This window comes from Variovorax atrisoli (genome assembly GCF_014195185.1).
In the GTDB taxonomy this organism is placed as follows: domain Bacteria; phylum Pseudomonadota; class Gammaproteobacteria; order Burkholderiales; family Burkholderiaceae_C; genus Variovorax; species Variovorax atrisoli.
In genome coordinates this window covers 52,687-79,452 of the sequence record NZ_JACIBG010000009.1, presented here as the reverse complement: position 1 = coordinate 79,452, position 26,766 = coordinate 52,687, and the positions used below count along the sequence as shown (strand labels likewise).

General features: G+C 68.2%; 28 protein-coding genes. 3 read left to right on the top strand and 25 right to left on the bottom strand.

The window, feature by feature from the left end; all coding sequences use genetic code 11:
- Window positions 1–144 precede the first annotated feature (144 nt).
- Window positions 145–1,257 (top strand): ABC transporter substrate-binding protein, encoded by a 1,113-nt coding sequence (locus FHY06_RS27570; protein WP_126184800.1) that lies wholly within the window; start codon window positions 145–147, stop codon window positions 1,255–1,257.
- Between the two features lie 113 nt (window positions 1,258–1,370).
- On the opposite strand, the gene FHY06_RS27565 is transcribed toward FHY06_RS27570, so the two are convergent.
- From FHY06_RS27565 to FHY06_RS27500, 14 genes are all read right to left on the bottom strand, one after another.
- Window positions 1,371–1,520: a hypothetical protein gene (locus tag FHY06_RS27565; protein ID WP_019656389.1), complete on the bottom strand. Its 150-nt coding sequence runs from the start codon at window positions 1,518–1,520 to the stop codon at window positions 1,371–1,373.
- Window positions 1,521–1,715: 195 nt separating this feature from the next.
- On the bottom strand, window positions 1,716–3,410 hold the full coding sequence (locus tag FHY06_RS27560; protein WP_019656390.1) for an MFS transporter: 1,695 nt from the start codon (window positions 3,408–3,410) through the stop codon (window positions 1,716–1,718).
- Between the two features lie 189 nt (window positions 3,411–3,599).
- On the bottom strand, window positions 3,600–4,247 hold the full coding sequence (locus FHY06_RS27555; protein WP_184606991.1) for a 2-hydroxychromene-2-carboxylate isomerase: 648 nt from the start codon (window positions 4,245–4,247) through the stop codon (window positions 3,600–3,602).
- Entirely contained in the window at window positions 4,244–4,513 is a 270-nt protein-coding gene (locus FHY06_RS27550; RefSeq protein ID WP_019656392.1) for a DUF1289 domain-containing protein, read from the bottom strand. The genes FHY06_RS27555 and FHY06_RS27550 overlap by 4 nt, the downstream gene beginning before the upstream one ends.
- Window positions 4,510–4,998, bottom strand: a complete 489-nt coding sequence (locus FHY06_RS27545; protein ID WP_019656393.1) for a YbaK/EbsC family protein — start codon at window positions 4,996–4,998, stop codon at window positions 4,510–4,512. Before FHY06_RS27545 ends, FHY06_RS27550 begins: the two co-directional genes overlap by 4 nt.
- A gap of 37 nt (window positions 4,999–5,035) precedes the next feature.
- On the bottom strand, window positions 5,036–5,671 hold the full coding sequence (gene rhtB / locus FHY06_RS27540) for a homoserine/homoserine lactone efflux protein (protein WP_019656394.1): 636 nt from the start codon (window positions 5,669–5,671) through the stop codon (window positions 5,036–5,038).
- A gap of 42 nt (window positions 5,672–5,713) precedes the next feature.
- A complete protein-coding gene (locus FHY06_RS27535) occupies window positions 5,714–6,634 on the bottom strand; it encodes a hydroxymethylglutaryl-CoA lyase (RefSeq protein WP_019656395.1) in 921 nt (306 codons plus the stop codon).
- Window positions 6,635–6,773: 139 nt separating this feature from the next.
- On the bottom strand, window positions 6,774–7,070 hold the full coding sequence (locus FHY06_RS27530; RefSeq protein ID WP_126184805.1) for an acylphosphatase: 297 nt from the start codon (window positions 7,068–7,070) through the stop codon (window positions 6,774–6,776).
- A gap of 16 nt (window positions 7,071–7,086) precedes the next feature.
- Complete coding sequence (locus FHY06_RS27525) at window positions 7,087–8,256, bottom strand: acyl-CoA dehydrogenase family protein (protein WP_184606990.1); 1,170 nt, start codon at window positions 8,254–8,256, stop codon at window positions 7,087–7,089.
- On the bottom strand, window positions 8,253–9,479 hold the full coding sequence (locus FHY06_RS27520; RefSeq protein WP_184606989.1) for a CaiB/BaiF CoA transferase family protein: 1,227 nt from the start codon (window positions 9,477–9,479) through the stop codon (window positions 8,253–8,255). Before FHY06_RS27520 ends, FHY06_RS27525 begins: the two co-directional genes overlap by 4 nt.
- 127 nt (window positions 9,480–9,606) lie before the next feature.
- Complete coding sequence (locus FHY06_RS27515; RefSeq protein ID WP_132800912.1) at window positions 9,607–10,623, bottom strand: Bug family tripartite tricarboxylate transporter substrate binding protein; 1,017 nt, start codon at window positions 10,621–10,623, stop codon at window positions 9,607–9,609.
- Between the two features lie 31 nt (window positions 10,624–10,654).
- Window positions 10,655–11,053 carry a cupin domain-containing protein gene (locus FHY06_RS27510; protein WP_019656399.1) on the bottom strand — a complete coding sequence of 133 codons (399 nt, stop codon included), beginning with the start codon at window positions 11,051–11,053 and terminating at the stop codon, window positions 10,655–10,657.
- The gene (locus tag FHY06_RS27505) at window positions 11,050–11,799 is read right to left on the bottom strand and encodes an IclR family transcriptional regulator (protein ID WP_132753390.1); all 750 of its coding nucleotides are present in this window, start codon (window positions 11,797–11,799) and stop codon (window positions 11,050–11,052) included. The genes FHY06_RS27510 and FHY06_RS27505 overlap by 4 nt, the downstream gene beginning before the upstream one ends.
- A 96-nt stretch (window positions 11,800–11,895) precedes the next feature.
- On the bottom strand, window positions 11,896–12,816 hold the full coding sequence (locus tag FHY06_RS27500; protein ID WP_019656401.1) for a 2-hydroxyacid dehydrogenase: 921 nt from the start codon (window positions 12,814–12,816) through the stop codon (window positions 11,896–11,898).
- Between the two features lie 128 nt (window positions 12,817–12,944).
- On the opposite strand from FHY06_RS27500, the gene FHY06_RS27495 reads away from it, so the two are divergent.
- Window positions 12,945–13,259 carry an EthD family reductase gene (locus FHY06_RS27495; protein WP_019656402.1) on the top strand — a complete coding sequence of 105 codons (315 nt, stop codon included), beginning with the start codon at window positions 12,945–12,947 and terminating at the stop codon, window positions 13,257–13,259.
- A gap of 22 nt (window positions 13,260–13,281) precedes the next feature.
- Here the strand turns inward: FHY06_RS27495 and yfcF are convergent, their stop codons facing one another.
- The 9 genes from yfcF to FHY06_RS27450 form a co-directional block, all read right to left on the bottom strand.
- Window positions 13,282–13,911 (bottom strand): glutathione transferase, encoded by a 630-nt coding sequence (yfcF, locus tag FHY06_RS27490; RefSeq protein ID WP_126184810.1) that lies wholly within the window; start codon window positions 13,909–13,911, stop codon window positions 13,282–13,284.
- An 83-nt stretch (window positions 13,912–13,994) separates the two neighbouring features.
- Window positions 13,995–14,951 (bottom strand): DUF4349 domain-containing protein, encoded by a 957-nt coding sequence (locus tag FHY06_RS27485; RefSeq protein WP_184606988.1) that lies wholly within the window; start codon window positions 14,949–14,951, stop codon window positions 13,995–13,997.
- A gap of 72 nt (window positions 14,952–15,023) precedes the next feature.
- Complete coding sequence (locus FHY06_RS27480; RefSeq protein ID WP_132800918.1) at window positions 15,024–17,036, bottom strand: acetyl-CoA carboxylase biotin carboxylase subunit; 2,013 nt, start codon at window positions 17,034–17,036, stop codon at window positions 15,024–15,026.
- A gap of 110 nt (window positions 17,037–17,146) precedes the next feature.
- The gene (locus FHY06_RS27475; RefSeq protein ID WP_019656406.1) at window positions 17,147–17,821 is read right to left on the bottom strand and encodes a DUF4126 domain-containing protein; all 675 of its coding nucleotides are present in this window, start codon (window positions 17,819–17,821) and stop codon (window positions 17,147–17,149) included.
- Window positions 17,822–17,846: 25 nt separating this feature from the next.
- A complete protein-coding gene (locus FHY06_RS27470) occupies window positions 17,847–18,647 on the bottom strand; it encodes an enoyl-CoA hydratase/isomerase family protein (protein WP_184606987.1) in 801 nt (266 codons plus the stop codon).
- Window positions 18,644–19,762: a dienelactone hydrolase family protein gene (locus FHY06_RS27465; protein WP_184606986.1), complete on the bottom strand. Its 1,119-nt coding sequence runs from the start codon at window positions 19,760–19,762 to the stop codon at window positions 18,644–18,646. Before FHY06_RS27465 ends, FHY06_RS27470 begins: the two co-directional genes overlap by 4 nt.
- A gap of 43 nt (window positions 19,763–19,805) precedes the next feature.
- Window positions 19,806–21,428 carry a carboxyl transferase domain-containing protein gene (locus tag FHY06_RS27460; RefSeq protein ID WP_019656409.1) on the bottom strand — a complete coding sequence of 541 codons (1,623 nt, stop codon included), beginning with the start codon at window positions 21,426–21,428 and terminating at the stop codon, window positions 19,806–19,808.
- A 117-nt stretch (window positions 21,429–21,545) separates the two neighbouring features.
- Window positions 21,546–23,228, bottom strand: coding sequence for an AMP-binding protein (locus FHY06_RS27455; protein ID WP_184606985.1), 1,683 nt, complete (start codon window positions 23,226–23,228; stop codon window positions 21,546–21,548).
- A 147-nt stretch (window positions 23,229–23,375) separates the two neighbouring features.
- Entirely contained in the window at window positions 23,376–24,548 is a 1,173-nt protein-coding gene (locus FHY06_RS27450) for an isovaleryl-CoA dehydrogenase (RefSeq protein WP_126184816.1), read from the bottom strand.
- Window positions 24,549–24,689: 141 nt separating this feature from the next.
- Between FHY06_RS27450 and FHY06_RS27445 the strand changes: the two genes are divergently transcribed.
- The gene (locus FHY06_RS27445; protein ID WP_184606984.1) at window positions 24,690–25,718 is read left to right on the top strand and encodes an AraC family transcriptional regulator; all 1,029 of its coding nucleotides are present in this window, start codon (window positions 24,690–24,692) and stop codon (window positions 25,716–25,718) included.
- A gap of 142 nt (window positions 25,719–25,860) precedes the next feature.
- Here FHY06_RS27445 and FHY06_RS27440 read toward each other — a convergent pair whose 3' ends face one another.
- Both FHY06_RS27440 and FHY06_RS27435 read right to left on the bottom strand, forming a co-directional pair.
- The gene (locus FHY06_RS27440) at window positions 25,861–26,334 is read right to left on the bottom strand and encodes a hypothetical protein (RefSeq protein ID WP_126184818.1); all 474 of its coding nucleotides are present in this window, start codon (window positions 26,332–26,334) and stop codon (window positions 25,861–25,863) included.
- A gap of 40 nt (window positions 26,335–26,374) precedes the next feature.
- A complete protein-coding gene (locus FHY06_RS27435) occupies window positions 26,375–26,701 on the bottom strand; it encodes a thioredoxin family protein (protein WP_126184819.1) in 327 nt (108 codons plus the stop codon).
- Window positions 26,702–26,766 lie beyond the last annotated feature (65 nt).

Sequence of the window (26,766 nt, the reverse complement as noted above, 5' to 3'; positions counted from 1 at the left end):
GCCGGCGCACCGGCGGGCCGCTTTTTTTTCCGGGCGCTGGAAACCTTGGTTTGACAGGGTTTGCGTCAACTGGCAACAAGTGACGTTCAGCAACACATTACACAGTTTCTGACACAGGCACCCGCCCCGGAAAGGCTTCGCTCGATGAAGAAGACGCTCACGTCCTGCGCCGCTGCGCTGTTGTTCGCCCTGGCGGCGCCGGGCGCGGCGGCCCAGATACTGATCGGCCAGTCGGCCGACCTCTCGGGCCCGGTGGCCGCCAGCGTGAAGGAAACCATCCTGGGCTCGCAACTGGTCATCGACCAGGTCAACGCGCAGGGCGGCATCAACGGCGAGCAGATCGAGGTGATCCGCATGGACGACGGCCTCGACGCGAAGCGCTCGCTGGAGAACACGCGCGTGCTCATCGAGGACAGGAAGGTGCTCGCGCTGCTGCTGAACCGCGGCACACCGAACACGCTCGCGGTGATCCCGCTGCTCGACAAGCACGGCGTGCCGCTGGTCGGCCCCTCCACCGGCGCGATGGCGCTGCACAAGCCGGTGCAGAAGAACATCTTCAACGTGCGCTCGACCTACCAGCGCGAGGCCGAGAAGGCGGTGCAGCACCTGCAGACCACCGGCATCCAGCGCATCGCCGTCGTGCAGGCCGACGACTCCTTCGGCAAGGACGCGATGGAAGGCGCGAGCAAGGGCTTCGAGAAGGCCAACCTGAAGCCGGCCGTGGTGGCGCTGGCCGACCGCAGCAAGCCCGACTACGCGGCCATCGTGCCGCAGCTCACCAAGGCCAACGCGCAGGCGGTGCTGTGGATCGGCTCCGGCACCGCCGTGACCGACGGCATCAAGGCGCTGCGCGCGGCGGGCTCGGCGGCGCAGATCATCACGCTGTCGAACAACGCGGCCTCCGGCTTCATCAAGGAACTGGGCTCGGCCAGTGCGGGCGTGATCGTCACGCAGGTGCTGCCCTACGAGCGCGCCTTCGGCCATCCGCTCATCAAGGAAGCGCTGGCGCTGGCCAAGGCCAAGGGCCAGAACGAGCTCTCGCCTGCACTGCTCGAAGGCTTCGTCGCCACGAAGGTGATGGTGGAGGCGCTGCGCCGCACGGGCCCGAAGCCCACGCGCGCGAAGCTGATCGCCACGCTCAACAGCTTCCAGTACGACGTGGGCGGCGGGCTCGACGTCAGCTACTCGCCGACCGACCACACGGGGATCGACTACGTCGACCTCTCGATCGTGAGCGACGGCCGATTCAAGCGATAGGCTCGCCCCCAGGCTTCGCGCACTTCGTGTCGCCTCTCCACCCCCTACCGGGGGCAACACCTGCGGCCCGGCAAAGCCGGTTCCGCGGTGTTCCGGCCGAAGAATCCTCGGGCCTACTTCGGCGCTGCGGCGGGCGCGGGCTCGTGCGTGGTGGTGTCGCCACCATGCTTCTCGCCCGACATGTCGACCTTGTCACCGGCCTTCGAGATCACGTACAGGGCAATGGCGGCGAAGATGACGAAGCCGACGACGAGTTTCCACATGGGTTTTGTCTCCTGGATGGTTCAAGAAAAAGGCCTCATGCGGTCGGCATGAAGCCTCTTTGTTGAACAGGCAGAAAAGGCGGTCTCGGTATTTCGCAAGGAACACCGCGGAACCGGCTCTGCCGGGCCGCTGGTGTCGCCCCCTCGGAGAGGGGGTTGGCGAAGCACACGAAGTGCGCGAAGCCTGGGGGTCAATCAATCGTTGGCGTAGATGTCCACGTCCTTGGTTTCGCGGATGAACAGCGTGCCCACCACCAGCGTGATGCCGGCGATGATGATCGGATACCACAGGCCGTTGAACATGTTGCCGGTCGAGGCCACGATGGCGAAGGCGGTGGTCGGCAGCAGGCCGCCGAACCAGCCGTTGCCGATGTGGTACGGCAGGCTCATCGAGGTGTAGCGGATGCGCGTGGGGAAGAGCTCGACCAGCATCGCGGCGATCGGACCGTAGACCATGGTCACCAGCAGCACCAGCCAGAACAGCAGCACCACCGTCAGCACCTTGTTCATCTTCGCGGGGTCGGCCTTGGCGGGGTAGCCCGCGACCTTCAGGTCCTCGGCCACGCCCTTCTTGAAGGCGGCGATCTCCTTGGTGGAGTTCTCGTCGAACTTGGAATTGACGACGTTGCCGATGGGCGCCTCGATCGACTTGTCGCCGATCTTCACGATGGCCTTCGAGCCCGGCGCGCCGGCCACGTTCTCATAGCTCACCGAGTTCTGCACCAGGTAGCGCTTGGCGATGTCGCAGGAACTCTTGAAGTCGATCTCGCGTGCCACCGGGTTGCCCTGGAAGGAGCAGGTCGCGGGGTCGGCCGTCACCGTCACGCCGGCGGTGGCCTGGGCGCGGGCCAGGTCGGGGTTGGCAGCTTCGGTCAGCATCTTGAAGACCGGGAAGTAGGTGACCACGGCCAGCAGGCAGCCGGCCATGATGATCGGCTTGCGGCCGATCTTGTCCGACAGCGTGCCGAACACCACGAAGAAGGGCGTGCCCAGCAGCAGCGCGGCGGCGATCATCAGGTTGGCCGTGGTCGCGTCGACCTTCAGCTGCGCGGTCAGGAAGAAGAGCGCGTAGAACTGGCCCGAATACCAGACCACCGCCTGGCCGGCCGTCAGGCCCACCAGCGCCAGGATCACGATCTTCAGGTTCTTCCACTGGCCGAAGGATTCGGCCAGCGGCGCCTTCGAGGTCTTGCCCTCGGCCTTCATCTTCTGGAAGGCGGGCGACTCCGACAGCGTCAGGCGGATCCACACCGAGATGCCCAGCAGCAGGATCGACACCAGGAACGGCACGCGCCAGCCCCAGTCGTTGAACGCGGCCTCGCCCATGAACTCGCGCACGCCCAGGATCACCAGCAGGCTCAGGAACAGGCCGAGCGTGGCGGTGGTCTGGATCCACGAGGTGTAGGCGCCGCGCTTGCCGTGCGGCGCGTGCTCGGCCACGTAGGTGGCGGCACCGCCGTACTCGCCGCCGAGCGCGAGGCCCTGCAGCATGCGCAGCGCGATCAGGATCACCGGCGCCGCGACGCCGATGGTCGCGTAGCTCGGCAGCAGGCCGACGATGAAGGTCGACAGGCCCATGATCAGGATGGTCACCAGGAAGGTGTACTTGCGACCGATCATGTCGCCCAGCCGGCCGAACACGATAGCGCCGAACGGACGCACCAGGAAGCCCGCCGCGAAGGCCAGCAGCGCGAAGATGAAGGCAGCGCCCGCATCGAGGCCGCTGAAGAACTGCTTCGCGATGATCGCGGCCAGCGAGCCGTAGAGGTAGAAGTCGTACCACTCGAACACGGTGCCGAGCGAGGAGGCAAAGATGACTTTCTTCTCCTCCGAGGACATGGGCCGGGGGGCCGGGTGCGGCACTCCCCTCGAATCTAGTGTGGCTGCCATTGGTCGTCTCCTGTGTTTGCGTTCATTGCGGCACCCGGCATCCGGGACCGTGAAGGCATTCTTGGAGACGCGACTGACCCGATCCTTTCGCGAAACTGAACCGGCGCTTACGTTCTAGGGTGAAACCCGCGCGGCTCGTTTCAGCCTGTAGGAAATCGGGGCGCTTTCCCGCGTACCGCGGGTTTGTCCTCAGGCGGGCTTGCTGCTGCGCAGCAAGGCCGGGCGCTGGTCGGACGAAGCCCAGTCCGGGCCGTCGAACCACGCGTCGCCCGCGAGGTAGGCGCGCAGCATCTGCAGGCCGTCGAAGCCCCAGAACAGGCGCCCGTCGACCACGTAGGTCGGCGTGCCGAAGACGCCCTGCTGCAGGGCCTCGTCCGTGTTGCGCTTGAGCAGGGCCTTGCTCTCGTCGCTGTTCGCGTCGCGCTTGGGCTTGAGCTGCCCGGTGAGCGCGGCAAGGCGCGCCGGGTCCGCGGCTTCCTCGCCGCCGCGCCAGACGTGGCGGAAGATGGTCTCGGCCACAAGGCGGCTGATGGTGCCGTCGTCGCTCGTGGCGACCGCCAGCCGCAGGTGCGCCAGCGGGTTGTAGGGATGCGAGGCCGGCATGCGGATCTCGATGCCGTGGGTGCGGCCGAGCCAGAGCACGTGGCGATAGGTCCAGCTGCGCTTCGACGGAATCTCCGCCGGTCCGAGCTGGCCGTGCTGCTTGAGCAGCGCGCCCAGCAGCACCGGCCTGTAGGCGACGCTGTAGCTCAGCCCCTCGAGCGCCTGCGGCAGGTGCTCGAAGGCGAGATGCGCATACGGAGAGATGAAGTCGAGATGGAAGTCGATGTGCTTCATGGGCTGCTGTCTCCTGGATTCGCCGCGGGCACGCGCCAGATGCCGGCCTTGGCCCGCAGCTCGATCGCCCGCCACACGTGGCGCCGGGTCTCGTCTTCCATCTTGCTCCAGCCCGCGATCTCGGGGATGGTGCGCAGGCAGCCTTCGCAGAAGCCGCTCAGGCGATCCATGCGGCAGACCGAGCAGCACGGCGAAGGCACGTCGCCCGCCGCGGCCTGCACCGCCACGGCTCGTTCGGCCAGCGTCTCGGCTTCCGCGAAGTTCACACCACGTCGGCCACCGGCGCGCCGGTGAGCTTCTCGAGGTCGTGCGGGCGCAGCTGGAACACCGCGTGCGGATGGCCGGCTGCCGCCCAGATCTCCTCGAAGCGGAAGAGCTCGCGGTCGATCAGCACCACGGGCGGCGTCAGGTGGCCCACGGGCGACACGCCGCCGATGGTGAAGCCGGTGCGCGACTTCACGAAGTCGGCGTCGGCACGGCCGGTCTTGCCGACCAGCGCATCGACCTTCTTCTCGTCCACGCGCTTGTCGCCCGAGGTGATGACCAGCACCGCCGACTCGTCGCTCTTGCGCCGGAAGATGATGCTCTTGGCGATCTGCCCGACCGAGATGCCGAGCGCGTCGGCCGCCTGCTGCGCAGTGCGGCAGGCGTCGTCGAGCATGCGTGGGGAATGGGGATGGCCGGCATCCTGCAGGGCGCGGGAAACGCGCTGGACGCCTTCGGGGAGCTTATGGAGTTCGGATCCGCACATGATGGCTTCGAATCTATCAGGCTGAGAAGGGGCGCCCTCAGGCGCTGCGCTTGAACATGAACAGCATCGCGCCCATGGCCATCAGCACGCCGCCGAAGACGCGGTTCTGCGCCCGGCGCGCACGCACGCTGCGCAGCATGCCCTGCAGCCGCGCGGCCAGCCAGGCATAGCCGTGCATCACGGTCACGTCGACCATCACCGTCGTGGCCAGCAGCACCAGCAGCTGCAGCCACAGGGGCCGGGTCGGCTGGATGAACTGCGGCAGCACGGCCGCCATGAAGACGATGCCCTTGGGGTTGGTCACGTTGGTCAGGAAGCCGCGCAGCACGCGCTGCGATGCGCTGAGGTCGGGCTCGGCCGCCTCCGCCGCGTCTCCCTCGATCTTCGCGACGGGGGCGCGCCACTGGCGCCAGCCCAGCCACAGCAGATAGCACGCACCGACCACCTTGACGACCAGGAAGGCGCTGGCCGAGGCGGTGAGCACCGCGCCCACGCCGAGCCCGGCCACCAGCAGGATCACCGCGAGCCCCAGCTGCAGCCCGACGATGGTCGCCGTGGTGCGCCGCACACCGTAGCTGAGCCCGTGGCTCATGCTGAGCACAGCGCCAGAACCGGGCGACACAGCGATGACGCAACTGGCCACCAGGAATGCAAGCCAGACATGCAGATCCACTACCTACTCCCCTTCATTCAATACAGCAATCGACAAGGAAATTCAGCCGGCCCGCTTCGTGCGGATGGCCTTCGACGCGCGCGAGTTCGGCTCGCGGCCGAGTGCCTCGCTGATATAGACGCCCGCGTCGATGAGCCGGTCGAGATCGATGCCGGTCTCGATGCCCATGCCGTGCAGCATGTAGACCACGTCCTCCGTCGCCACGTTGCCCGTCGCGCCCTTCGCGTAGGGGCAGCCACCCAGGCCGGCCGAGGACGACTGGAAGTTCCACACGCCCAGCTCGAGCGCCGCCAGCGTGTTGGCCAGCGCCTGACCGTAGGTGTCGTGGAAGTGGCCGGAGATGGCGTCGACGCCGAAGTGCGCCAGCGTGGCCTCCATCGCTGCCTGCACCTTGCGCGGCGTTCCCACGCCGATGGTGTCGGCCACGTCCACGCGCTGCACGCCGATGCCCTTCATCAGCTGGGCGAGGTAGCCGACCTTGGCCGGCGCGATCTCGCCCTCGTAGGGGCAGCCGACCGTGCACGACATCGCGCCGCGCACCTGGATGCCCTTTTCGAGCGCCGCGGCCACCACCGGTGCGAAGCGCTCGATGCTCTCGGCGATGGAGCAGTTGATGTTCTTCTGGCTGAAGGCCTCGCTCGCCGCGCCGAACACCACGATCTCGTCGGGCCACTCCTCGCGCGGTGCGGCGATGGCCGCCTCGAAGCCCTTCATGTTGGGCGTGAGCACCGAATAGCGCACGCCGGGCCTGCGTTCGATGCCGTGCATCACCTCGGCGTTGTCGGCCATCTGCGGCACCCACTTCGGGCTCACGAAGCTGGTGACCTCGATCTCCTTCAGGCCCGCATCCTGCAGGCGGTGCACGAGGCCGATCTTCACTTCGGCGGACACGGGCTGCTTCTCGTTCTGCAGGCCGTCGCGCGGGCCGACGTCGACGAGCTGGACTTTGGTGGGGAGTTTCATGGGGATGTCTCTTGTATCGCTGGAGGATGGAAGACCGCCCTGGATTGTCGGCCACATGGAAATCCCCTGTCCGCGGCGGCAGTCGGGGAAGGTAGCAATGCGCGCCTGCGAGGTTGCAAATGGCGCCAGCCAGCTGTTGCTAGGCCGTCTCCCTCTGCTCGAAGCCGTCGGGCAGCGCCTGGGCCGCGATGGCGCCAGCCGGTTCGCCCGCGTCGAGCGCATCGACGCGCGCGCCCTGCGGTCCGCGACGCGCCCATCGGATCAGCTCCTCCACCGCGGAAGCCTCGCCGGCCGCCAGCGCCTCCACGCTGCCGTCGCGCCGGTTGCGAACCCAGCCGCGCAGCCCGATCCGCCTGGCCGCCTGCACCATCGACCAGCGGTAGCCCACGCCCTGCACGAGGCCGCGGATCAAGAGATGGCGGGTGACGGTGTTCATGGCTCGAGAGAAGAGATCAGTACGACTTGGGCAGCCCCAGCGCCTTCTCGGCGATGAAGTTCAGGATCATCTGCGGGCTGACGGGGGCGATGCGCGGGATGTAGCTCTCGCGCAGCAGACGCTCCACATGGTATTCCTTCGCGTAGCCCATGCCGCCGAGCGTGAGCACCGCGTTCTGGCAGGCGTCGTGCGCCGCCTCTGCAGCGAGGTACTTGGCGGCGTTGGCCTCGGTGCCGCAGGGCTCGCCCGCGTCGTAGAGCGTGGCGGCCTTGAGCATCATCAGGTCGGCCGCCTCCAGGTTGGCCCAGGCGCGCGCCAGCGGATGCGCAACGCCCTGGTTCTGGCCGATGGGGCGGCCGAACACGATGCGCTCCTGCGCGTACTGCGAGGCGATGCGCAGCGCGGCGCGGCCGATGCCGATGGCTTCCGCCGCGATCAATATGCGCTCGGGGTTGAGGCCGTGCAGGATGTACTCGAAGCCCCGGCCCTCCTCGCCGATGCGGTCCTCCTCCGGCACCTCAAGCCCGTCGATGAAGAGCATGTTGGAGTCCACCGCCGCGCGGCCGAGCTTGTGGATCTCTCGCACCTCGACCTTGCTGCGGTCCAGCGGCGTGTAGAAGAGCGTGAGGCCCTGCGTGGGCTTCTTCACCTGGTCGAGCGGCGTGGTGCGCGTGAGGATCAGCATGCGGTCGGCCACCTGCGCGGTCGAGATCCAGATCTTGCGGCCGTGCAGCAGATAGCCGCCGCCGGGCTGGCGCACGGCCTGCGTCTTGAGGCGGGTGGTGTCGAGCCCCGCATCGGGCTCGGTCACCGCGAAGCAGGCCTTCTCGGTGCCCGCAATCAGCGGCGGCAGGAAGCGCTGGCGCTGCGCTTCGCTGCCGAACACCACCACCGGGTTGAGTCCGAAGATGTTCATGTGCACCGACGACGCGCCCGACATGCCCGCGCCCGATGCGCTGATGGCGCGCATCATCAGCGCCGCCTCGGTGATGCCGAGCCCCGCGCCGCCCTGCGCCTCGGGCATGGCGATGCCGAGCCAGCCGCTCTCGGCCACGGCGCGATGGAACTCGTGCGGGAACACGGCGCGGTCGTCGTGGTCGCGCCAGTAGTCGATGGGGAAGTCCTCGCAGAGGCGTTCGATGGCGGCGACCAGCGAGCGCTGGTCTTCGTTGAGGGAGAAGTTCATTCTTCGCTGTCTTTCGTGGGTTCCGGTTGCAGCGTGACGCCGCGCTCGAGCATGCGTTCGATGGCCTCGTCGCCATAGCCCGCCTCGCGCAGCAGCTCCACGCTCTGCTCGCCGATGCGCGGCGCCGGCCGGCGGATGGCGGCCGGCGTGGCGCTGTAGCGGCCGACCGGCGCGAGCGTGCGGATGCGGCCTTCGCTCGGATGGTCGAGCTCGGGATAGAAGCCGACGGCGCGCAGGTGCGGGTCGTCGAGCAGGCTCTCGGTGCTGTGCAGGCGCGCGACCGGGATGTCGGCGCCGGCCAGCGCGGCGAACCATTCGTCGCTGGTGCGCGTGGCCATCACCTCGGCCACGAAGGCATACACCGCGCCGATGTTCGCGGCGCGCGCCGTGTGCGTGCCGAAAATCGGCGAGCCGCGCAGCTCGGGCCGGCCGATCACGTCGAAGAAGGCCTGCCAGTGCTTGTCGTTGTAGATCAGCACGCTGAGGTAGCCGTCGGCCGTGGCGTAGGGCTTGCGGTGCGGCGCGAGCAGGCGCGCGTAGCCGGTGGGGCCCAGCGGCGGCTCGAAGCTGTGGCCGCCGAGGTGGTCGCCCATCACGAACTGCGACAGCGCCTCGAACATCGGCACCTCGGCCGCCTGCCCCTTGCCGGTGCGCTGCGCGTGCAGCACGGCCGCGAGCAGCGCGATGGCCGCCTGCAGCCCCACCGCGCGGTCGGCCAGCGTGACGGGCGCATAGCGCGGCGCGCCGCCGCTTTGCTGCGCGAAGAGAGAGGCGACGCCGGCCGCCCCCTGGATCAGGTCGTCGTAGGCCGGCTTGCCTGCATAGGGCCCCTGCTCGCCATAGCCGAAGGCGCCGAGGTAGACGATCTTCGGGTTCACCGCCGACACCGCCTCGTAGCCGAGCCCGAGCCGTGCCATCGCCTGCGGCCGCGTGTTGTAGATCAGCGCGTCGCAGCCCGCTGCGAGCCGCAGGCAGGCCTCGCGGCCCTCGGGCTGCTTGAGGTCGAGCACGATGGAGCGCTTGTTGCGGTTGAGGTGCATCGCCATCGCCCCCATGCCCGGGTTGCGCATCGGCCCGACGGCGCGCAGGTTGTCGCCGCCGGGCGGCTCGACCTTCACGATGTCGGCGCCGAGGTCGCCCAGCGTCTGCGTGGCGTAGGGGCCCATCACCACGGCCGTGAGGTCGAGGATGCGGATGCCTTGAAGAGGTCCGGAGGTGTTCATGTCTTGGTCGTGGCTCCTTCCCCCTCTGGGGGAAGGCTGGGATGGGGGCAGGCAGAGCGCCCATCGGGTACGCCGCTTGCCCCCACCCCTGCCCTCCCCCAGCGGGGGAGGGAGAAATTCGGCTCGCTCATTCGGGTTGAATGCCTGCGGCCTGGATCAGCTTCTTCCACTTCGCCAGCTCCGACACGGTGAACGCGCCCAGCTCTTCCGGCGTGCTGCCGAAGGCGTCGAAGCCCAGCTTCGCCACGCGCTCGCGGAACACCGGGCCGTTCGCCATCTCGGCCAGCACCTTGTTGAGCTTCAGCACGATGTCGCGCGGTGTGCCGGCCGGCGCGAACACGCCGTTCCACGAGGTGATGTCGAAGCCCTTGAGCTCGGGCGTGTCGGCCAGCGGCGGCAGCTCGGGGAAGAGCTTGGTGCGCTCCTGCGTGGTGACGGCGATCGCGCGCATCTTGCCGGCCTTCACCGTGGCCAGGCCCGCGGCGAGGTCGACCACCATCATCGACACCTGCCCGCCGATCAGGTCGGCGATGGCGGGCGGCGTGCTCTTGTAGGGCACGTGCAGCATCGGCACGCCGCTCATGCGCGAGAGCGTGGCGCCGCTGACGATGCCGGTGCTGTTGCCGCTCGCGTAGGTGAGCTTGCCCGGGTGCGCGCGGCCCCAGGCCAGCAGCTCGGCCACGCTCTTCACGGGCAGGTCGTTGTTCACCACCAGCATGAAGGGCAGGTTGCCCATGCGGCTGACCGGCGCGAAGTCCTTCACCGGGTCGTAGGGCAGCGACTTCATCAGGCTCGGGTTGGCCGAGTGCGTGGTGTTGGTCGTCATGAACAGCGTGTAGCCGTCGGGCGCCGCCTTGGCGACGTACTCGGCCGCGATCACGCCGTTGGCGCCCGCCCTGTTGTCGATGATGACCGAGCCCTTCAGCGCATCGCCGAGCATCTGCCCCGCGATGCGCGCCACCGCGTCGGTGCCGCTGCCGGCGGCGAAGGGCACGACGATGCGTATCGGCTGCCTGGGGTAGCCGTCCTGCGCGAAGGCCCAGGGCATGGCACCCGCGAGGCCCGCGGCCGCGCCGATGGAAATGAAACGGCGACGGTTCGCCATCGCGGCCGGTTGCCCGGTCGCGTTCTTCGTTGTCTGCATGCTTTGTCTCCGGTTGTTGTGCTGTCGGTTCTCAGGGCCGGATCACGCGCTCCGGCGATTCCTCGTAGGGCGGGCTGTAGATCACCAGCACGCGCACCGGCTCGTCGCTCACCACGGTGAAGGTGTGCATCGCGTCGGCGGGAAAGAAGCAGCTGTCGCCCGGGTGCAGTTCCTGCCGCTGGCCGCCCACCTCGGCGACCGCGCGGCCTTCGAGCATGTAGCAGACCTGCTCGATGCCCGGGTGCGCGTGCGGCAGAGCGCCCTTGCCCTTCTGGATGTGGCCCACCAGCACCTCGAGCTGCTTCGCGCCCACGGTCTCGGGGCCGATGAGGCGCTTGTTCAGCGTGCCGGTGTGGTTGGCGGGGTGGTAGCCGGCGATCTCGGCTTCGCGGACGAAATAGCGGGGGGTTGCGGCGGTCGTTGCTGTCATCGGGGGCTTTCGTTCTTGGGTTCGATGGCGAGGCAGGCGGAGCGCAGCATCGCGGCGATCTCCTCGATGCGTGCCTCCATGCGGTAGCGCGGGCCGGCCACGGAAATGGCATAGGCCTCGCCGCCGATGCGCAGCGGCCACGCCAGGCCGATCAGGTCGGGAATGCTCTCGCCGACGTTGCCGTACCAGCCGCGGACGGCGGAGCGCTGCAGCTCGGCCTCGATGGCCTCGGCAGTGGTGAGCGTGGCGTCGGTCAGCGGCGCGAGCGTCGCGCCTTCGAGCAGCCGGCGGCGCTCATCGGGGTCCATCGTGGACAGCAGCGCGCGGCCGATGGAGTTGGCGTAGGCCGGGCGCGTCTCGCCCGACTCTGCCGTGTAGCGGATGCTCTGCGGCGCGCTCAGCACCTCCAGGTACACCACCTGGCCCGCGTCGCGGAACTTGCCGAAGACCACCGTCTCGCGCGCGGCGTCGCGCAGTTCCTCGAGCGTGGCCTTCACCCGGTCGAGCACCGGGTCGTGGGCGGCGATGACCTGCGCCATCGCCAGCAGCCGGCCGGTCGGGTAGTAGCCCTGGCGGCGGCCGGTCTCGTACATGTAGCCCTGCTCCTCGAGCGTGCGGATCAGGCCCAGGCAGCTCGACACCGGCATGTCGAGCAGCCGCGCCATCTCGGAAAGAGCCAGCGGCTGCTTCTCCCGGGCGAAGAGCTCGACGATCTCGATCACCCGAAACGCAGTTTTCACAGTCATGAAAAGATTTTCATACTTGTGAAAAATCAATGTTTCAGGGTTTCCCCTGCCCGCGATGCACTCCGGCGGGCCCGGAGGGAGGCCGTGCCCCCGTCGTCAGTAGCCGCGCGCCGGATCGACCACGCCAGAGATCGGCAGCCCCTGCTCCATCGCGCGGATCTTCCCGGCGATCTGCGCGATGGACTCCTCGCGCAGCGTGCGCGCCGAGCCGTGCGGCGTCACGGTGATCTTCGGATGGCGCCAGAAGGCGTGGTCGGAAGGCAGCGGCTCGACCTGGAACACGTCGAGCGTCGCCCCCGCGAGCCGGCCGGCGTCAAGCAGCGGGATCAGGTCGTCCTCCACCAGGTGGCCGCCGCGCGCGATGCTGATGAGATAGCCCTCGGGCTTCAGCTTGCCCAGCGTGTCGCGGTTGAGGATGCCGCGCGTCGCATCGGTCAGCGGCAGCAGGTTGACCAGCACGCGCGTGGACGACAGGAACTCGTCGAACTGCGCCTCCCCGCTGAACACACGCACGCCCTCGATCTGCTTCGGCGAGCGGCTCCAGCCCAGCACCGGGAACTCGAACTGGCCCACGGCCTTCGCCACGCGCTCGCCGAGCACGCCCAGCCCCATGATGCCCACCGGGAAGTCGCGCCGCATCTTCGGCTTGCGGTAGCTCCACTTGCCCTCGCGTGCATCGGCCTCGTAGACGTCGAACTCGCGGAAGTGGCGGATCAGCGTGTGGCAGACGTACTCGGCCATCTGCACCGACATGCCCGCGTCGTCGAGCCGCACGATGCGCGTGTGCGCCGGCACCTTCAGCTTGAGCAGCGCATCGACGCCCGCGCCGATGTTGAAGATGCCGCGCAGCTTCGGCTGCTCGTCGAGGAACTCCTGCGGCGGCGCCCACACCACGGCATGGTCGGCCTGCGGCGCGCCGGGCTTCCAGGCTTCGATGACGGCATCGGGGAGTTCGGCCTTCAGGCCTTCGACCCAGGGTTCGGGGCGGTTGTCGGTGAGGTAGACGGTGATTCGCATGGGCGCGCATCTTAGGGCCTGCCCACGCTCGCGCCGGGTCGCGCCCGCGTCGCCCCGGCATCGCCCCCGGGTTGTGGGGGCATGGACCATCTCCTATCCTCGAACGCCCACCTCCGGAGACTCCTGCAATGATCAAGTTCAGCGTGATGTACCCCCACACCCCCGGCGCACGGTTCGATCACGACTACTACCGCGACAAGCACATGCCCCTGCTCAAGGCCCGCATGGGCGATGCCTGCCTCTCGTACACCATCGACAAGGGCCTCGCCGGCGGCGCGCCGGGCTCCGCGCCCGCCTACGTCGCCATGTGCCACGTCTTCGCCGAATCGATCGAATCCTTCCAGAAGTCCTTCGGCCCGCACGCGAAGGAGATCCTGGGCGACGTGAAGAACTACACCGACATCGCGCCGGTGTCGCAGGTCAGCGAAGTGGTGGTGGGCTGACGGATTCGCCGCCGCCGCAGGCTCAGCGCGGCGGCCGCTCCAGCGCCACCCAGCGCTGCACCGAGGGCCGCTGCCACTGGCGGTCGGCGTAGGACGCCAGCCGCTTCGGCACGGCATCGCCGTTCATGACCAGGCGGTTGAGCATCAGCGCCAGGTCGACGTCGGCGATCGACCAGTCGCCGAACAGGTTCTCGGCACCTTCGGGCAGCAGCGCCTGTGCGACCTGGAAGAGCGTCTTGGCCGCATGGTGGGCGGCTGCGGACAGCGGCACGCCGGCCGGGCCGTAGAAGATCACCTCCGTGGAGCGCTCCTGGCGCACCGCCATCAGGTCGCTGCGAAGCCAGGCCTGCAGCTGCCGCGCACGGGCGCGCGCCTGAGGGTCGCGCGGATACAGCGCGATGCCGGCGAAGGTCTCGTCGATGTACTCGGTGATGGCGGACGATTCGGAGAGCGCGAAATCGCCGTGCAACAGCGTCGGCACGCGCTGGGTCAGGGACAGCTGCGAGAAGCCGGCCGCCCGGTGCTCCAGCGCCCCCAGGTCGACGGCGGAGATGTGGAAGTCCAGTTGCTTCTCGTGCAGCGCCACGTACACGGACATGGCATAGGGGCTGACGAACTGGGCGTCCACATAGAGGCGTAACGGGTCCGGCATCGGGAAGAAGGCTCCTGCGCGAATGGGTGCCTTTAAAACAAAAGGCCTTGAAGCGGTAGGTGCGCGATCTTACTGACTGATTCTTAGCTGGCGCGGCGGCGGCGCCACAGCACCCGCGCCAGCCAGCCCAGCGGCAGCACCACCAGCAGCAGCCAGGGCAGCACCGCCGCGATGAAGGTGATGAGCGAGCCCACGCTTTCAGACAGCACCGAGCCCGCGTTGCGCAGCGCATTGCGCATCGGGCTGTAGCCGTCGCCGCTGCTCACCAGCGCCCGCTTGGCCGTGAACTGGATCTGGATGTGCTGCTTGCTGGTCTGCTGCGCCAGCACCTTGCGCTGCGTGGCGATGGCGTCGAGCTCGGCCTGGGTGTCCGACAGCGTGCGCTGGATGGCCAGCAGGTCGGTCATGGTGCGCTTGGTGACGGTGTCGCGCAGCATCGTGCGCAGGCTGTCGCGGAACTCGGTGCGGTTCTTGATGCGGGCCTCGACGTCGATCACCTCGGCGGTCTTGTCCTCGCTGGTGGTGGTGTGCGAGACCACGCTGGCCACGCCGGCGAGGCCGCCGAGCAGCCTGTCGACGTCGGCGGGCTCCACGCGCATCTCCAGCATGGCATTGCCGGGCTGCTGCGGCGTCTCGCGCAGCAGCGACGACGACAGCAGCTCGCACTTCAGCGTACCGCACAGGTCGCGCACCTTGCCCCAGGCATCGGCCAGTTGCTCGGCCGGCACCTCGACGCTCAGATCCTGGCGCACGGCCAGGAAGCGCTGCAGGGGCGTGCCGTCCTGTTGTGCTTCGGAGGCCGAAGGCTCGGCGGCAGGCTCGACCGAGCGCATGCGCTGGTCCTTCATGGCCATGCCGCCGGCATAGCCGGCCGCGGCCTGCATGGGCGCCGGCGGCGGAGCCGATTCGGCGACCACGCCGGTTTCGCCGCCGTTGCGGTTGCATCCCGCCAGCGACAGCGCGGCCGACAGGGCCAAAAGGGCCAGCAGGGCGATGCCCGCATGGCGGCGGACGGAGAAAGTGGGCATGCGATAGGTCATGGAAGGTGTTCCCTTGAATGTTGACTACCGCAGCTGATACGGGGGGGCGCCCGCAACGGGGTTAAATTTTTTTCAGGCAGCCGCCACCGCCGCCGCGCTCATGCGCAGCAGTTCGTCGCCCTCGGCCACCTGCTCGCCCGGCGCGAACATCAGCTCCTCCACCGTGCCGTCGGCCGGCGCGGCGATGGTGTGCTCCATCTTCATGGCCTCCATCACCGCCAGCGGCTGGCCGCGGCTGACCTTGTCGCCGGCCTTGACTGCGAAGGACACCACCTTGCCCGGCATCGGCGCGGTGAGCCGGCCGCCTTCGGCCTGCGTGTCGCCCGCGTGGGCCAGCCGGTCGATGGCGGTGATCTTCGTCGCGCCCTTCGAGGCGAAGACGTGGGCCACGGAGCCATCGAGGTGCACGTCGAGCGTCTGGCGGCTGCCTGCGAACTCCACCTCGAACTCGCCGGTCGGGAACTGGCCGATGACCAGCGGACCTTCGGCACCGCCGGCTTCGAGCCACAGGCTGCCGTCGCGCCTGTAGGTCAGCACGGCGGTCTGTTCGGCACCGCGGAACTCGAAGTCGAAGTGCCGCCGGTACTCGCCCAGCGAGCGCCATCCGTCGCGCCGCGCGAAGGGCTCGGGCAACTTGCCGGGCCATTCGGCGATCAGCGTGCGCGTGATCGCGGCGGCCGCGGCCAGCGGCAGCCCCAGCGGCTCTCGGTCGAACAGCACCGCCCGCTCGCGCTCGATCAGCGCGGTGTCGAGGTTGGCCTTCGAGAACGACTGCGTCGCCAAAATGCCGCGCAGGAACTGCACGTTGGTCGCCACGCCCACGATCTGCACCTGTGCCAGCGCCGCATCGAGCCGGGCCAGCGCTTCCTCGCGCGTGGAGCCGTGCACGATCAGCTTGGCGATCATCGAGTCGTAGAAGGGCGAGATCTCGCCGCCCTCGCGCACGCCGTCGTCGATGCGTACGCGGCTGCGCTGGAAGGCGGTGGCCTGCGGCTTGCGGTAGACGCGCAGCGTGCCTGTGGCCGGCAGGAAGTTGTTGTCGGGGTTCTCGGCGCAGATGCGCGCCTCGATGGCATGGCCGTGGATCTGCAGTTCCGACTGCTTCGCGGGCAGCGCCTCGCCGGAGGCCACGCGCAGTTGCCATTCGACGAGATCCTGGCCCGTGATGGCCTCGGTCACCGGATGCTCCACCTGCAGCCGCGTATTCATCTCCATGAAGAAGAAGTTCATCTCGCCGCCCTCGCGCTGCTCGACGATGAACTCCACAGTGCCCGCGCCCACGTAGTTCACGGCGCGCGCTGCCGCCACTGCCGCCTCGCCCATCTGCTTGCGCATCGCTTCCGTCATGCCGGGCGCGGGCGCCTCTTCGAGCACCTTCTGGTGGCGCCGCTGCACCGAGCAGTCGCGCTCGAACAGGTAGACGTAGTTGCCGTGCGTGTCGCCGAACACCTGGATCTCGATGTGCCTCGGGCGCTGCACGTACTTCTCGATCAGCACCGCGTCGTCGCCAAAGCTGTTGATGGCCTCGCGCTGGCACGAGGCGAGCGCGGCTGCGAAGTCTTCGGCCTTGTCGACCGCGCGCATGCCCTTGCCGCCGCCGCCCGCGCTGGCCTTGATGAGCACCGGGTAGCCGATGCGGTCCGCCTCGCGCTGCAGCAGCTGCGGGTTCTGGTCGTGGCCGTGGTAGCCGGGCACCAGCGGCACGCCGGCCTTCTCCATCAGCTGCTTCGACTCGGCCTTCAGGCCCATCGCCTTGATGGCCGAGGGCGGCGGGCCGATGAAGACCAGCCCGGCGTCGGCGCAGGCCTGCGCGAACTCCTCGTTCTCGCTCAGGAAGCCGTAGCCCGGGTGCACAGCCTCTGCGCCCGTGGCCTTGGCGGCCTCGAGGATCTTTTCCCAGCGCAGGTAGCTGTCCTTCGGCGCGCTGCCTCCGATGTGCACCGACTCGTCGCAGGCGCGCACGTGGTTGGCGTGCGCGTCGGCATCGGAATACACGGCGACCGTGCGGATCGCCATGCGGCGGGCAGTCGCGGCAACTCGGCAGGCGATTTCACCGCGATTGGCGATAAGGATTTTTTTAAACATGGTGGACTTTCGCGGTGGAATCGCCTGCGCACGCTGCGCGTGCCAGGCAATCTGGTTTCGCCGCTGCGCCGCTTCGCGGCTGGTCGCCACGGTTCGCAATGAGGATCTTCTTAAACATTCGGAGTGTCTCCCGGAGGATTCTTTTTCAGTTGAAACGCGGGCACCACGCCCGGATCGGGCCGGCCGCTGAAGATGCGGGCCACGCGGGCGAACAGCGCCTTGAGGAAGCGCCAGCTCTTGCGGATGAGCCACACGCTCGCCACAAGCACCAGCACGAACAGCACGAGGAAGACGAAGGGGTGCGCCACCGCGAGCCACAGCCCCGCGGGCACCATCGTGTCTTCCGCCAGAGAGGCGCCGACGTTCGAGAACGGCTCGGGCGAAGTGTTGATGGCCGCGCGCGTCGTGGCCTTGGCCGCATGCGCCGTGGCCGCGAAACTGCCGCCCAGCAGCGCCGCGACGATCGCCATCACGCCGTGGTCCACACCGAACACGCTGGCCGCGAGCGCCGCGCCCGCCGGGATGCGGATCGCCGTGTGCACGACGTCCCACAGCGAATCGAGGCCGGGGATCTTGTCGGCGAAGAATTCGATGAAGACCATGAAGCCGCTGGCTGCGATCACCACCGGATGCGCCAGCAACTGCAGCCCGCCCGGCAGCGGCACCCAGCCGAAGTAGCCGGCCAGGCCCGTCAGCAGCACGACCAGGTAGAGCCGCACGCCGCTGGCCCAGCCGATGGCAGCGGCCAGTGCGAGCAGCTGCGGCATGTCGAGGCTGGTGTTCATGGCGCGACCTCCGGAGGATGGGTCTTCAGGACTTGTTCGCTTCGAGCCACGAGGGCTTGCGCTTCTGCAGGAAGGCTTGCACGCCTTCGCGGCCTTCGTCGCTCGCGCGGATGTCGGCGATGCCCTCGACAGTCTTCGCCATCAGCGCATCGTCGATCTCGCGGCCGGCCACGTCGGCGATCAACTGCTTGCAGGCGCGCACCGCGGCAGGGCTCGCACCGGTCAGTGCTTTCACGAGCTCGTCGACCTTCGCATCGAGCGCGTCCGCGCTCGCCACTTCGTGCACGAAGCCGATCCGATGCGCCTCCGCCGCGGTGAAGCGCTCTGCCGTGAGGAAGTAGCGCTGCGAGGCGCGCGTGCCCATCGTGCGCAGCACGTACGGGCTGATGGTCGCGGGCACGAGGCCGATCTTCACTTCGCTCAGGCAGTACCAGGCGGTATCGACGCTCACCGCCATGTCGCATGCGGCAACGAGGCCCATGCCGCCCGCGTACACATCGCCCTGCACGCGCGCGATCGTCGGCTTGGGGCACTCGGCGATGGTGCGCAGCATCGCGGCCAGCTTGCCCGCGTCGGCGATGTTCTCGTCGCGCGTGTAGTCGGCCATGCGGCGCATCCAGTTGAGGTTCGCGCCCGCGCAGAAGGCCGGGCCGTTCGCGCCCAGCACGACGGCCTTGACCTGCGGCGCGGCACCGGCTTCGGTGAAGGCACGCGTGAGTTCGGCGATGACGACGTCGTCGAAGGCGTTGCGCGCATCGGGCTGGTCGAGCCAGATGCGGGCGATGGCGCCTTCGAAGTTCAGTTGGAGCTTGGTGTATTCGTTCATGGTGTCGATTTCCAGACGACGTTGCCGTCGACGGCATAGAGCTGGCATCCGCCGGACCGCGCCTTGCGCGCGCAGCTTTCCATGGCGCGGCCGCGCGGATCCTCTCCGCCCCAGGCGGAGCCCCAGCCGCCCTGCGCGCTGGCGGCGAAGGCGCGGGGAGACGACTTGCCCAGGAAGACGCGGTAGCCATCGAGCGCGGCTGCGCTCTGGTCCGGCAGGCGTTCCATCTCATCGAGCGCCGCATAGCCGCTGGCCGGCATCGGCGGTTCCGCTTCGTAGCGCGCGAACTCCGCGCGCGGTTCGTCGGGCAGGCCGATCTCGCGCAGGAACCTGGCGACCTCAGGCTGCCAGATGCGTGCGCCGTCAGCAGCACCGAACATCGAATGCGAGTCGCCTCCGAAGGTGCCGAAGGCGATCAGCCTCGCCTTGCCGCCCGCAGCCGTGTAGCTCTCGTGCATGCCCTTCCATGCGAAGGGCGGGAAGTAGCTGTCGTTGTCGCCGTAGAACCAGAGCGAAGGCACGCCGGTCTGCTTGCCGTAGCTGCCGGCCGCGCCGATCAGGCCCTGCTGCCAGCCGACGCATTGCTCCTGCTTGAGCCCACCGGCGAAGTCGATCAGCCCCTTCACGCCCGGATAGTCCAGCGTGCCGAAGGCCAGCGTGGTCCAGCCGCCATGCGACTGGCCTGCCACCACGATGCGCGTCTTGTCGGCCCAGGGTTGCGCCGTCACGTAGTCGAGAACGGCAGCAACGTCACCGGCCTGCTCGCGGCCATTGCTCTCCACGTTGCAGCCGCCGCCGATGTAGCTGCCGGAAGATTTGGAGAAGCCCTGCCGCATCGGCACCACCACGGCGTAGCCTCGAGCCAGGAAGAAGCGGACCGCACCCAGCGGCCTGTAGCGGCCCTGGAAGCGCGGATCGCCCCCAGCCTTGCCGTGGTTGATCACGGCGATCGGAAACGGCCCGGCGCCATCGGGCCGGTAGATCGTGGTCTCCAGCTCGGTCGTGAACAGGCCGGACTTCTTCGGCACCATCACCACCGATTCCGGCAGCGCAGCCGCGCCCAGCGCCTGCGTGCATGCCAGCGCGGCAGCGGCAAGCCCGAGCAGGGCCGCCATCCGCCGAATCCTTGAGCCGATCATGGGCGCGAGCGTCATCGCCTCACATCCGGAAGATGCCGAACTTCGGCTCCGGCACCGGCGCGTTGCGCGAAGCGGCCAGGCCCAGCGCCAGCACGCGGCGCGTGTCGGCCGGATCGATGATGCCGTCGTCCCACAGCCGCGCAGTGGCGTAGTAGGGGTGGCCCTGGTCTTCGTACTGCTGGCGGATCGGCGCCTTGAAGGCTTCTTCCTCTTCCTTGCTCCAGCTGCCGCCCTTGCCCTCGATGCCGTCGCGCTTCACGGTGGCGAGCACGCTCGCGGCCTGCTCGCCGCCCATCACGCTGATGCGCGCGTTGGGCCACATCCAGAGGAAGCGCGGGCTGTACGCGCGGCCGCACATGCCGTAGTTGCCGGCACCGAAGCTGCCGCCGATGATGATGGTGAACTTGGGCACGTTGGCGGTGGCCACGGCGGTCACCATCTTGGCGCCGTGGCGCGCGATGCCCTCGTTCTCGTACTTGCGGCCCACCATGAAGCCGGTGATGTTCTGCAGGAACACCAACGGAATCCTGCGCTGGCAGCACAGCTCGATGAAGTGCGCGCCCTTCTGCGCCGATTCGGAGAACAGGATGCCGTTGTTGGCGACGATGCCCACCGGCATGCCCTCGATCTCGGCGAAGCCGCAGACCAGCGTGGCGCCGAAGCGCGCCTTGAACTCGTGGAACTCGCTGCCGTCGACGATGCGCGCGATGATCTCGCGCACGTCGAAGGGCTTGCGCGTGTCGGTGGGGATCACGCCATAGAGCTCCTCGCGCGGGTACGCGGGCTCGCGCACCTCGGCCTTCGCCGGGGCTGGTGCGGCCTTGGCGTTGAGGTTCGCCACCGCCGCGCGCGCGAGCGCCAGCGCATGCAGGTCGTTCTGCGCGAGGTGGTCGGCCACGCCCGACAGGCGCGTGTGCACGTCGCCGCCGCCCAGGTCCTCGGCCGTCACCACTTCGCCTGTGGCAGCCTTCACCAGCGGCGGGCCGCCCAGGAAGATGGTGCCCTGGTTCTTCACGATGATCGATTCGTCGCTCATCGCCGGCACGTAGGCGCCGCCGGCCGTGCACGAGCCCATCACCACCGCGATCTGCGGGATGCCCTGGGCGCTCATGTTGGCCTGGTTGTAGAAGATGCGGCCGAAGTGCTCGCGGTCGGGGAACACCTCGTCCTGGTTCGGCAGGTTGGCGCCGCCCGAGTCGACGAGGTAGATGCACGGCAGGCGGTTCTGCTCGGCGATCTCCTGCGCGCGCAGGTGCTTCTTCACCGTCATCGGGTAGTAGGTGCCGCCCTTCACCGTCGCGTCGTTGCACACGATCATGCAGTCCACGCCGTTCACGCGGCCGATGCCCGCGATGATGCCGGCGCCCGGCGCGGACTCCACGCCCTTGCCGTCGAGGTACATCGCATGCGCGGCCAGTGGCGCGATCTCCAGGAAGGGCGTGCCCGGGTCGAGCAGCTCGGCCACGCGGTCGCGCGGCAGCAGCTTGCCGCGTGCCGTGTGCTTGGCGCGCGCGGCCTCGCCGCCGCCCTGCTCCACTTTCGCGAACTGTGCGCGCAGGTCGTCGACCAGTGCGCGCATGGCAGAGGCGTTGGCCTGGAAGTCCGCCGAGCGGGCGTTGAGTTTGGTTTCGAGTTGGGTCATGTTGGAATCAAATTCGGGGGCAGGAGGCAGAGGACGCGAAGAATTCAGTCGAACGGTCTGGTCGTCCTTTCGCGTCTTTCGCGAAACCTTCGAGCCCTGCGCGTCCGGCATCCGTCTTCATGCAGTACGAGCCTCGTCCAGCCCCAGCTGCGCCTTCATCTCGTCGCGGATCTTGAACTTCTGGATCTTGCCGGTCACGGTCATCGGGAACTCGGCGACGAAGCGGATGTACTTCGGCACCTTGTAGTGTGCGATCTGGCCCTTGCAGAACTCGCGGATGTCGTCTTCGGTGGCGCTCTGGCCGGGCTTGACGATGATCCACGCGCACAGCTCCTCGCCGTACCTGGGATCGGGCAGGCCGACCACCTGCACGTCCTGCACCTTCGGATGGCGGTAGAGGAACTCCTCGATCTCGCGCGGGTAGATGTTCTCGCCACCGCGGATCACCATGTCCTTGATGCGGCCGACGATGTTGACGTAGCCCTCCGCGTCCATGGTGGCGAGGTCGCCGGTGTGCATCCAGTGCTCGGCGTCGATGGCCTCGCGGGTCTTCGCCTCGTCGTCCCAGTAGCCGTGCATCACCGAATAGCCGCGCGTGCACAGCTCGCCCGACTTGCCCGGCGGCATGACCGCGCCGGTCTCGGGGTCGACGATCTTCACCTCCAGGTGAGGCTGCACCGTGCCCACGGTCGACACGCGGCGGTCCAGCGGCGTGTCGGTGCTGCTCTGGCAGCTCACGGGGCTGGTCTCGGTCATGCCGTAGGCGATGGTGATCTCGCCAAGGTGCATCTCGCTGACCACGCGCTTCATCACCTCGATGGGGCACGGCGAGCCCGCCATGATGCCGGTGCGCAGCGTCGAGAGGTCGAATTCCTTGAAGCGCGGATGGTCGAGTTCGGCGATGAACATCGTAGGCACGCCATGCAGCGCGGTGCACTTCTCGGCCTGCACCGTCTCCAGCACCGTCAGCGGGTCGAAGCCGTCGTTCGGGTACACGATGGCCGAGCCGTGCGTGAGGCAGGCCAGGTTGCCCAGCACCATGCCGAAGCAGTGGTACAGCGGCACCGGGATGCACAGCCTGTCGGCTGGCGAGAGCTTCATGCACTCGCCGATGAAGAAGCCGTTGTTCAGGATGTTGCGGTGCGTGAGCGTCGCACCCTTCGGGAAGCCGGTGGTGCCGCTGGTGAACTGGATGTTGATCGGATCGGTGGCCTTCAGCGTCTTCTGCACCTGCGCGACGCGCGGGTCGCTGGCGTCGCCGCTCGCGAGCAGCTGCGAGAATCGCTGCATGCCGGGCTGCTCCTCGCCCTCGCCGGGCTTCGCATCGATCCAGAAGGTGTGGGCCAGCTGCGGCAGCTTCGCGGGGCCCAGCTCGCGCAGCATGCCGAGGTAGTCGCTGGTCTTGAACTGCGCCATCGTCACCAGCGCCTTGCAGCCGACCTTGTTGAGCGCGTATTCGAGCTCGGAGGTGCGGTAGGCCGGGTTGATGTTGACCAGGATCAGGCCGGCCTTCGCGGTGGCGATCTGCATCAGCACCCATGGCACGTTGTTGTGCGACCAGATGCCGACGCGGTCGCCGGGCACGAGGCCCAGCTTCAGCAGCGCGCTGGCGAGGCGGTTCGACTCGGCCTGCAGTTCGCGGTAGGTGTAGCGCCTGCCTTCATGGCGGCTGACGAGCGCCTCTCGATCGGGCTGCTTCGCGACCATGTCGTCGAAGAAGTCGCCGATGGTCTGTTCGATGAGGGGGACGTCGGTGGCGCCCTTGCCGTAGCTCTCGGTCAATGCAGCGGTCATGCTCATTTCCTTCCTTGTCTCCTTGTCTGGCACCTTCCCCCTCTGGGGGAAGGTGGGGATGGGGGCAGGCGGCGCTGGTTCGGCGCAATGCCTCATTCGACGCTGCTTGCCCCCACCCCAGCCCTCCCCCAGAGGGGGAGGGAGAAAAACATCCTAGGCCGTCTCTGCGAAAAGCTCGCGGCCGATCAGCATGCGCCGGATCTCGCTCGTGCCCGCGCCGATCTCGTACAGCTTCGCGTCGCGCCACAGTCGCTCGACCGGAAACTCCTTGGTGTAGCCCACGCCGCCCAGCGCCTGGATCGCCTCGCCGGCCATCCACGTCGCCTTCTCGGCCGAGTAGAGGATGGCGCCGGCCGCGTCCTTGCGGAAGGTGCGCGCATGGTCGTTGCGGTCGCAGGCCTTGCCCACGGCGTAGACGTAGGCGCGCGTGGCCTGCCAGGTCGAGTACATGTCGGCGATCTTGCCCTGCATCAGCTGGAATTCGCCGATGCTCTGGCCGAACTGCTTGCGCTCGTGGATGTAGGGGATCACCGCGTCCATGCATGCGGCCATGATGCCCAGCGGGCCGCCCGAGAGGACGGCGCGCTCGTAGTCGAGGCCGCTCATCAGCACCTTGGCGCCCATGCCTTCGCCGCCGAGCACGTTCTCTTCGGGCACCTCGCAGTTGTCGAAGAACAGCGGGAAGGTGTTGGAGCCGCGCATGCCCAGCTTGTCGAGCTTGGTGCCGGCCGAGAAGCCCTTGAAGCTCTTCTCGACGATGAAAGCCGTCATGCCGCGAGCGCCCATCTCGGGCTCGGTCTTGGCGTAGATCACCAGCGTGTCGGCATCGCCGCCGTTGGTGATCCACATCTTGCCGCCGTTGAGCACGTAGTAGCCGTTCTTCTTCTCGGCCTTGAGCTTCATGCTCACCACGTCGGAGCCGGCGTTGGGCTCGCTCATGGCCAGCGCGCCCACGTGCTCGCCGCTCACCAGCTTGGGCAGGTACTTCTTCTTCTGCGCCTCGCTGCCGTTGCGGTGGATCTGGTTCACGCACAGGTTGGAGTGCGCGCCGTACGACAGGCCCACCGAGGCCGACGCGCGCGAGACCTCCTCCATGGCCACGATGTGGGCCAGGTAGCCCAGCTCGGTGCCGCCGTACTCCTCCTTCACCGTCATGCCGTGCAGGCCGAGGTCGCCGAGCTTCTTCCAGAGGTCGTGCGGGAACAGGTTCTCGCGGTCGATGTCGACGGCGCGGGGTGCGATCTCGTTGGCGGCGAAGTCCTGGATCGCGCTGCGCAGCGAGTCGATGGTCTCGCCCAGGTCGAAGTTCAGTCCGGGATCGTGCATGGGTCTTGTCTCCTCTGAGGTCGGCGCGCAGAGCTACCCGCGCGGAATGGCGCTTGCTTGAAAGACCGCAGCTTACGCTTCGCCGTGCCTCAATTGGCGCCACAATGGTTGCAAATTGCGCCACGAGCCGCCCGCCGAGTCATGTCCCATCCGTCGTTCCTCCGCCCCACCCGCGCCGTCACGCCGATGGCGTTCGTGAGAGCCATCGTGCAGGCCTACGAGGGGTACGGCAAGGACCCCGCCGAGGCCCTGAAGGCGGCACAGATCACGCCGCGCGAACTGACCCGGCCGGGCGCACGGGTCACTGCCGCGCAATTCGAGGCGCTGTCGAGCCACGCCATGCAGGAGCTCGACGACGAGACGCTCGGCTGGTTCACGCGGCGCCTGCCCTGGGGCAGCTACGGCATGCTGTGCCGCGCCTCGCTGAGCTCGCCCAACCTGGGCGTGGCCCTCAAGCGCTGGTGCCGCCACCACCGGCTGCTGACCGACGACATCGGCCTGTCGCTCGACGTGGCCGGCGGCCTGGCCACGCTTCGCATCGCGGAGCACCGCGCACTCGATCCCGCCTTCCGCGAGTTCTGCCTGGTGACCATCCTGCGCTTCGTGCACGGCTACATGTGCTGGGCCATCGATTCGCGCATCTCGCTGCGCCACGCGAGCTTTCCGTTCGCTGCGCCGCCGCACAGCGACGCCTATCCGCTGATGTTCACGCCCGACGTGCGCTTCGGCGCGCCGCAGGCCGGCATCGCCTTCGACGAGCGCTACCTCGCCCTGCCGCTGCAGCGCGACGAACGCGCGCTGCGCACCATGCTCAAGCGCGCGCTGCCGCTCACCATCCTTCAATACCGCCGCGACCGCCTGCTGGGCCAGCGCGTGCGCGAGCTGCTGCGCTCGCGCGCTGGCGAAGCCACCACCGCGGAGGCGCTGGCCGCGCTGCTCAACGTGTCGGGCCGCACGCTCCACCGCCAGCTGCACGAGGAAGGCACCTCGTTGCAGGCGCTAAAGAACGAAGTGCGCCACGAGATGGCCATCGAGCAGTTGCGCCGCACCACGCGGCCGATCAAGCAGGTGGCGCTGGCAGTGGGCTTCCGCAACGAGAAGAGCTTCTCGCGTGCCTTCCAGCAGTGGACGGGGCAGGCGCCGCGGGACTTCAGGCTGCGGGACAAGTAGGGAGCTGCGTCGGGGTCGGGGTCGGGATCGGACAGCCGTACGCAGAGGGCGCGAAGGTTTCGCGAAAGGAAAAACCGAAAGACGGTCTTGGTTTCTTCTGCGGATTTAGCGCAGATTTTCTCGGTCGATGACTGGTGCGATTTCAGCCGGCTCGCATCGACAGGGGCTGCTCTTCGCGCAGGAGCCGATCGAACGTCGAGACCTGCCACGCGAACTCCTCGGCGAAGGCGTCGGGATCGGTGATGGCGTAGGCGCCGTATGCGTAGACGGTCGCATAGGCCGCGTATTCGGCGGCCTGCAGCGCGCGGCCAGCGACGGCCTGGTAAACGGCATAGGTCGCGGAGACCGCTGCGTGCGCCGTTCCGTCGATGGAGCGGGAACCCGGATGGCTGCCGGCCACCAAGGCCATCCGCTGTTCGGCCGATGCCAGGGCGGCGGAATCGGCCTTGCCCTCGAGGAATGCGCCCAGCACGTCCAGCCCTTCCACGGCCTCGGGCGACTCCAGCAGGTGCCGCACGCGCTGTGCGCATGCATGGCCGAAACGCAGCCGCAGTTGCGTGTGCGCCTGCGCGTCGAGATCGGCCGTCTTCGCGAGCCGATGCAGTTCGGTGTTCATGAGACTGCTGCCGCGTCGCGCCGATGGATCGCGTGAAGCTTCAGGCCGGCTGATCGATCAGCGCCAGCGCATCGGCGATCGACTTGCTGTCTTCCGGACGGACCAGCTTCGCGACCTCCTTGCCGTCACGCATGAACACCAGCGTGGGCCACAGCCGCACGTTGAACGAGCGGCCCAGCGGCCGGCCGCTGCCGTCCTCCACCTTGATGCGGCGCACGTTCGGGTATTTGGCGAACGCTTCGGTAATGTTCGGCTGGGCCGCCTTGCAGATGCCGCACCAGTTGGTGCCGAACTCGACCACGGCGGGGCCGGTGAGCGCGTCGATCTCGCTGCGGTCGGGCTGCTCGGTTTTGTATTCGGAGGTCATGGGTGCTTGGTTCCTTGCTTCCTGCGGGCCGGCCTTCCGTCTCGTGTGTTCGGGAGCTGGCCAGT

Coding starts and splice junctions, on each gene's coding strand:
- FHY06_RS27455 (WP_184606985.1), bottom strand. CDS start 23,228: ATGAGCATGACCGCTGCATTGACCGAGAGCTACGGCAAGGGCGCCACC.
- FHY06_RS27545 (WP_019656393.1), bottom strand. CDS start 4,998: ATGTGCGGATCCGAACTCCATAAGCTCCCCGAAGGCGTCCAGCGCGTT.
- FHY06_RS27500 (WP_019656401.1), bottom strand. CDS start 12,816: ATGCGAATCACCGTCTACCTCACCGACAACCGCCCCGAACCCTGGGTC.
- FHY06_RS27495 (WP_019656402.1), top strand. CDS start 12,945: ATGATCAAGTTCAGCGTGATGTACCCCCACACCCCCGGCGCACGGTTC.
- FHY06_RS27450 (WP_126184816.1), bottom strand. CDS start 24,548: ATGCACGATCCCGGACTGAACTTCGACCTGGGCGAGACCATCGACTCG.
- FHY06_RS27520 (WP_184606989.1), bottom strand. CDS start 9,479: ATGAACACCTCCGGACCTCTTCAAGGCATCCGCATCCTCGACCTCACG.
- FHY06_RS27480 (WP_132800918.1), bottom strand. CDS start 17,036: ATGTTTAAAAAAATCCTTATCGCCAATCGCGGTGAAATCGCCTGCCGA.
- FHY06_RS27485 (WP_184606988.1), bottom strand. CDS start 14,951: ATGACCTATCGCATGCCCACTTTCTCCGTCCGCCGCCATGCGGGCATC.
- FHY06_RS27445 (WP_184606984.1), top strand. CDS start 24,690: ATGTCCCATCCGTCGTTCCTCCGCCCCACCCGCGCCGTCACGCCGATG.
- FHY06_RS27530 (WP_126184805.1), bottom strand. CDS start 7,070: ATGAACACCGTCACCCGCCATCTCTTGATCCGCGGCCTCGTGCAGGGC.
- FHY06_RS27435 (WP_126184819.1), bottom strand. CDS start 26,701: ATGACCTCCGAATACAAAACCGAGCAGCCCGACCGCAGCGAGATCGAC.
- FHY06_RS27440 (WP_126184818.1), bottom strand. CDS start 26,334: ATGAACACCGAACTGCATCGGCTCGCGAAGACGGCCGATCTCGACGCG.
- FHY06_RS27565 (WP_019656389.1), bottom strand. CDS start 1,520: ATGTGGAAACTCGTCGTCGGCTTCGTCATCTTCGCCGCCATTGCCCTG.
- FHY06_RS27505 (WP_132753390.1), bottom strand. CDS start 11,799: ATGACTGTGAAAACTGCGTTTCGGGTGATCGAGATCGTCGAGCTCTTC.
- FHY06_RS27570 (WP_126184800.1), top strand. CDS start 145: ATGAAGAAGACGCTCACGTCCTGCGCCGCTGCGCTGTTGTTCGCCCTG.
- yfcF (WP_126184810.1), bottom strand. CDS start 13,911: ATGCCGGACCCGTTACGCCTCTATGTGGACGCCCAGTTCGTCAGCCCC.
- FHY06_RS27465 (WP_184606986.1), bottom strand. CDS start 19,762: ATGGCGGCCCTGCTCGGGCTTGCCGCTGCCGCGCTGGCATGCACGCAG.
- FHY06_RS27460 (WP_019656409.1), bottom strand. CDS start 21,428: ATGACCCAACTCGAAACCAAACTCAACGCCCGCTCGGCGGACTTCCAG.
- FHY06_RS27510 (WP_019656399.1), bottom strand. CDS start 11,053: ATGACAGCAACGACCGCCGCAACCCCCCGCTATTTCGTCCGCGAAGCC.
- FHY06_RS27555 (WP_184606991.1), bottom strand. CDS start 4,247: ATGAAGCACATCGACTTCCATCTCGACTTCATCTCTCCGTATGCGCAT.
- FHY06_RS27515 (WP_132800912.1), bottom strand. CDS start 10,623: ATGCAGACAACGAAGAACGCGACCGGGCAACCGGCCGCGATGGCGAAC.
- FHY06_RS27525 (WP_184606990.1), bottom strand. CDS start 8,256: ATGAACTTCTCCCTCAACGAAGACCAGCGCTCGCTGGTCGCCGCCATC.
- FHY06_RS27560 (WP_019656390.1), bottom strand. CDS start 3,410: ATGGCAGCCACACTAGATTCGAGGGGAGTGCCGCACCCGGCCCCCCGG.
- FHY06_RS27470 (WP_184606987.1), bottom strand. CDS start 18,647: ATGAACGAATACACCAAGCTCCAACTGAACTTCGAAGGCGCCATCGCC.
- FHY06_RS27475 (WP_019656406.1), bottom strand. CDS start 17,821: ATGAACACCAGCCTCGACATGCCGCAGCTGCTCGCACTGGCCGCTGCC.
- FHY06_RS27535 (WP_019656395.1), bottom strand. CDS start 6,634: ATGAAACTCCCCACCAAAGTCCAGCTCGTCGACGTCGGCCCGCGCGAC.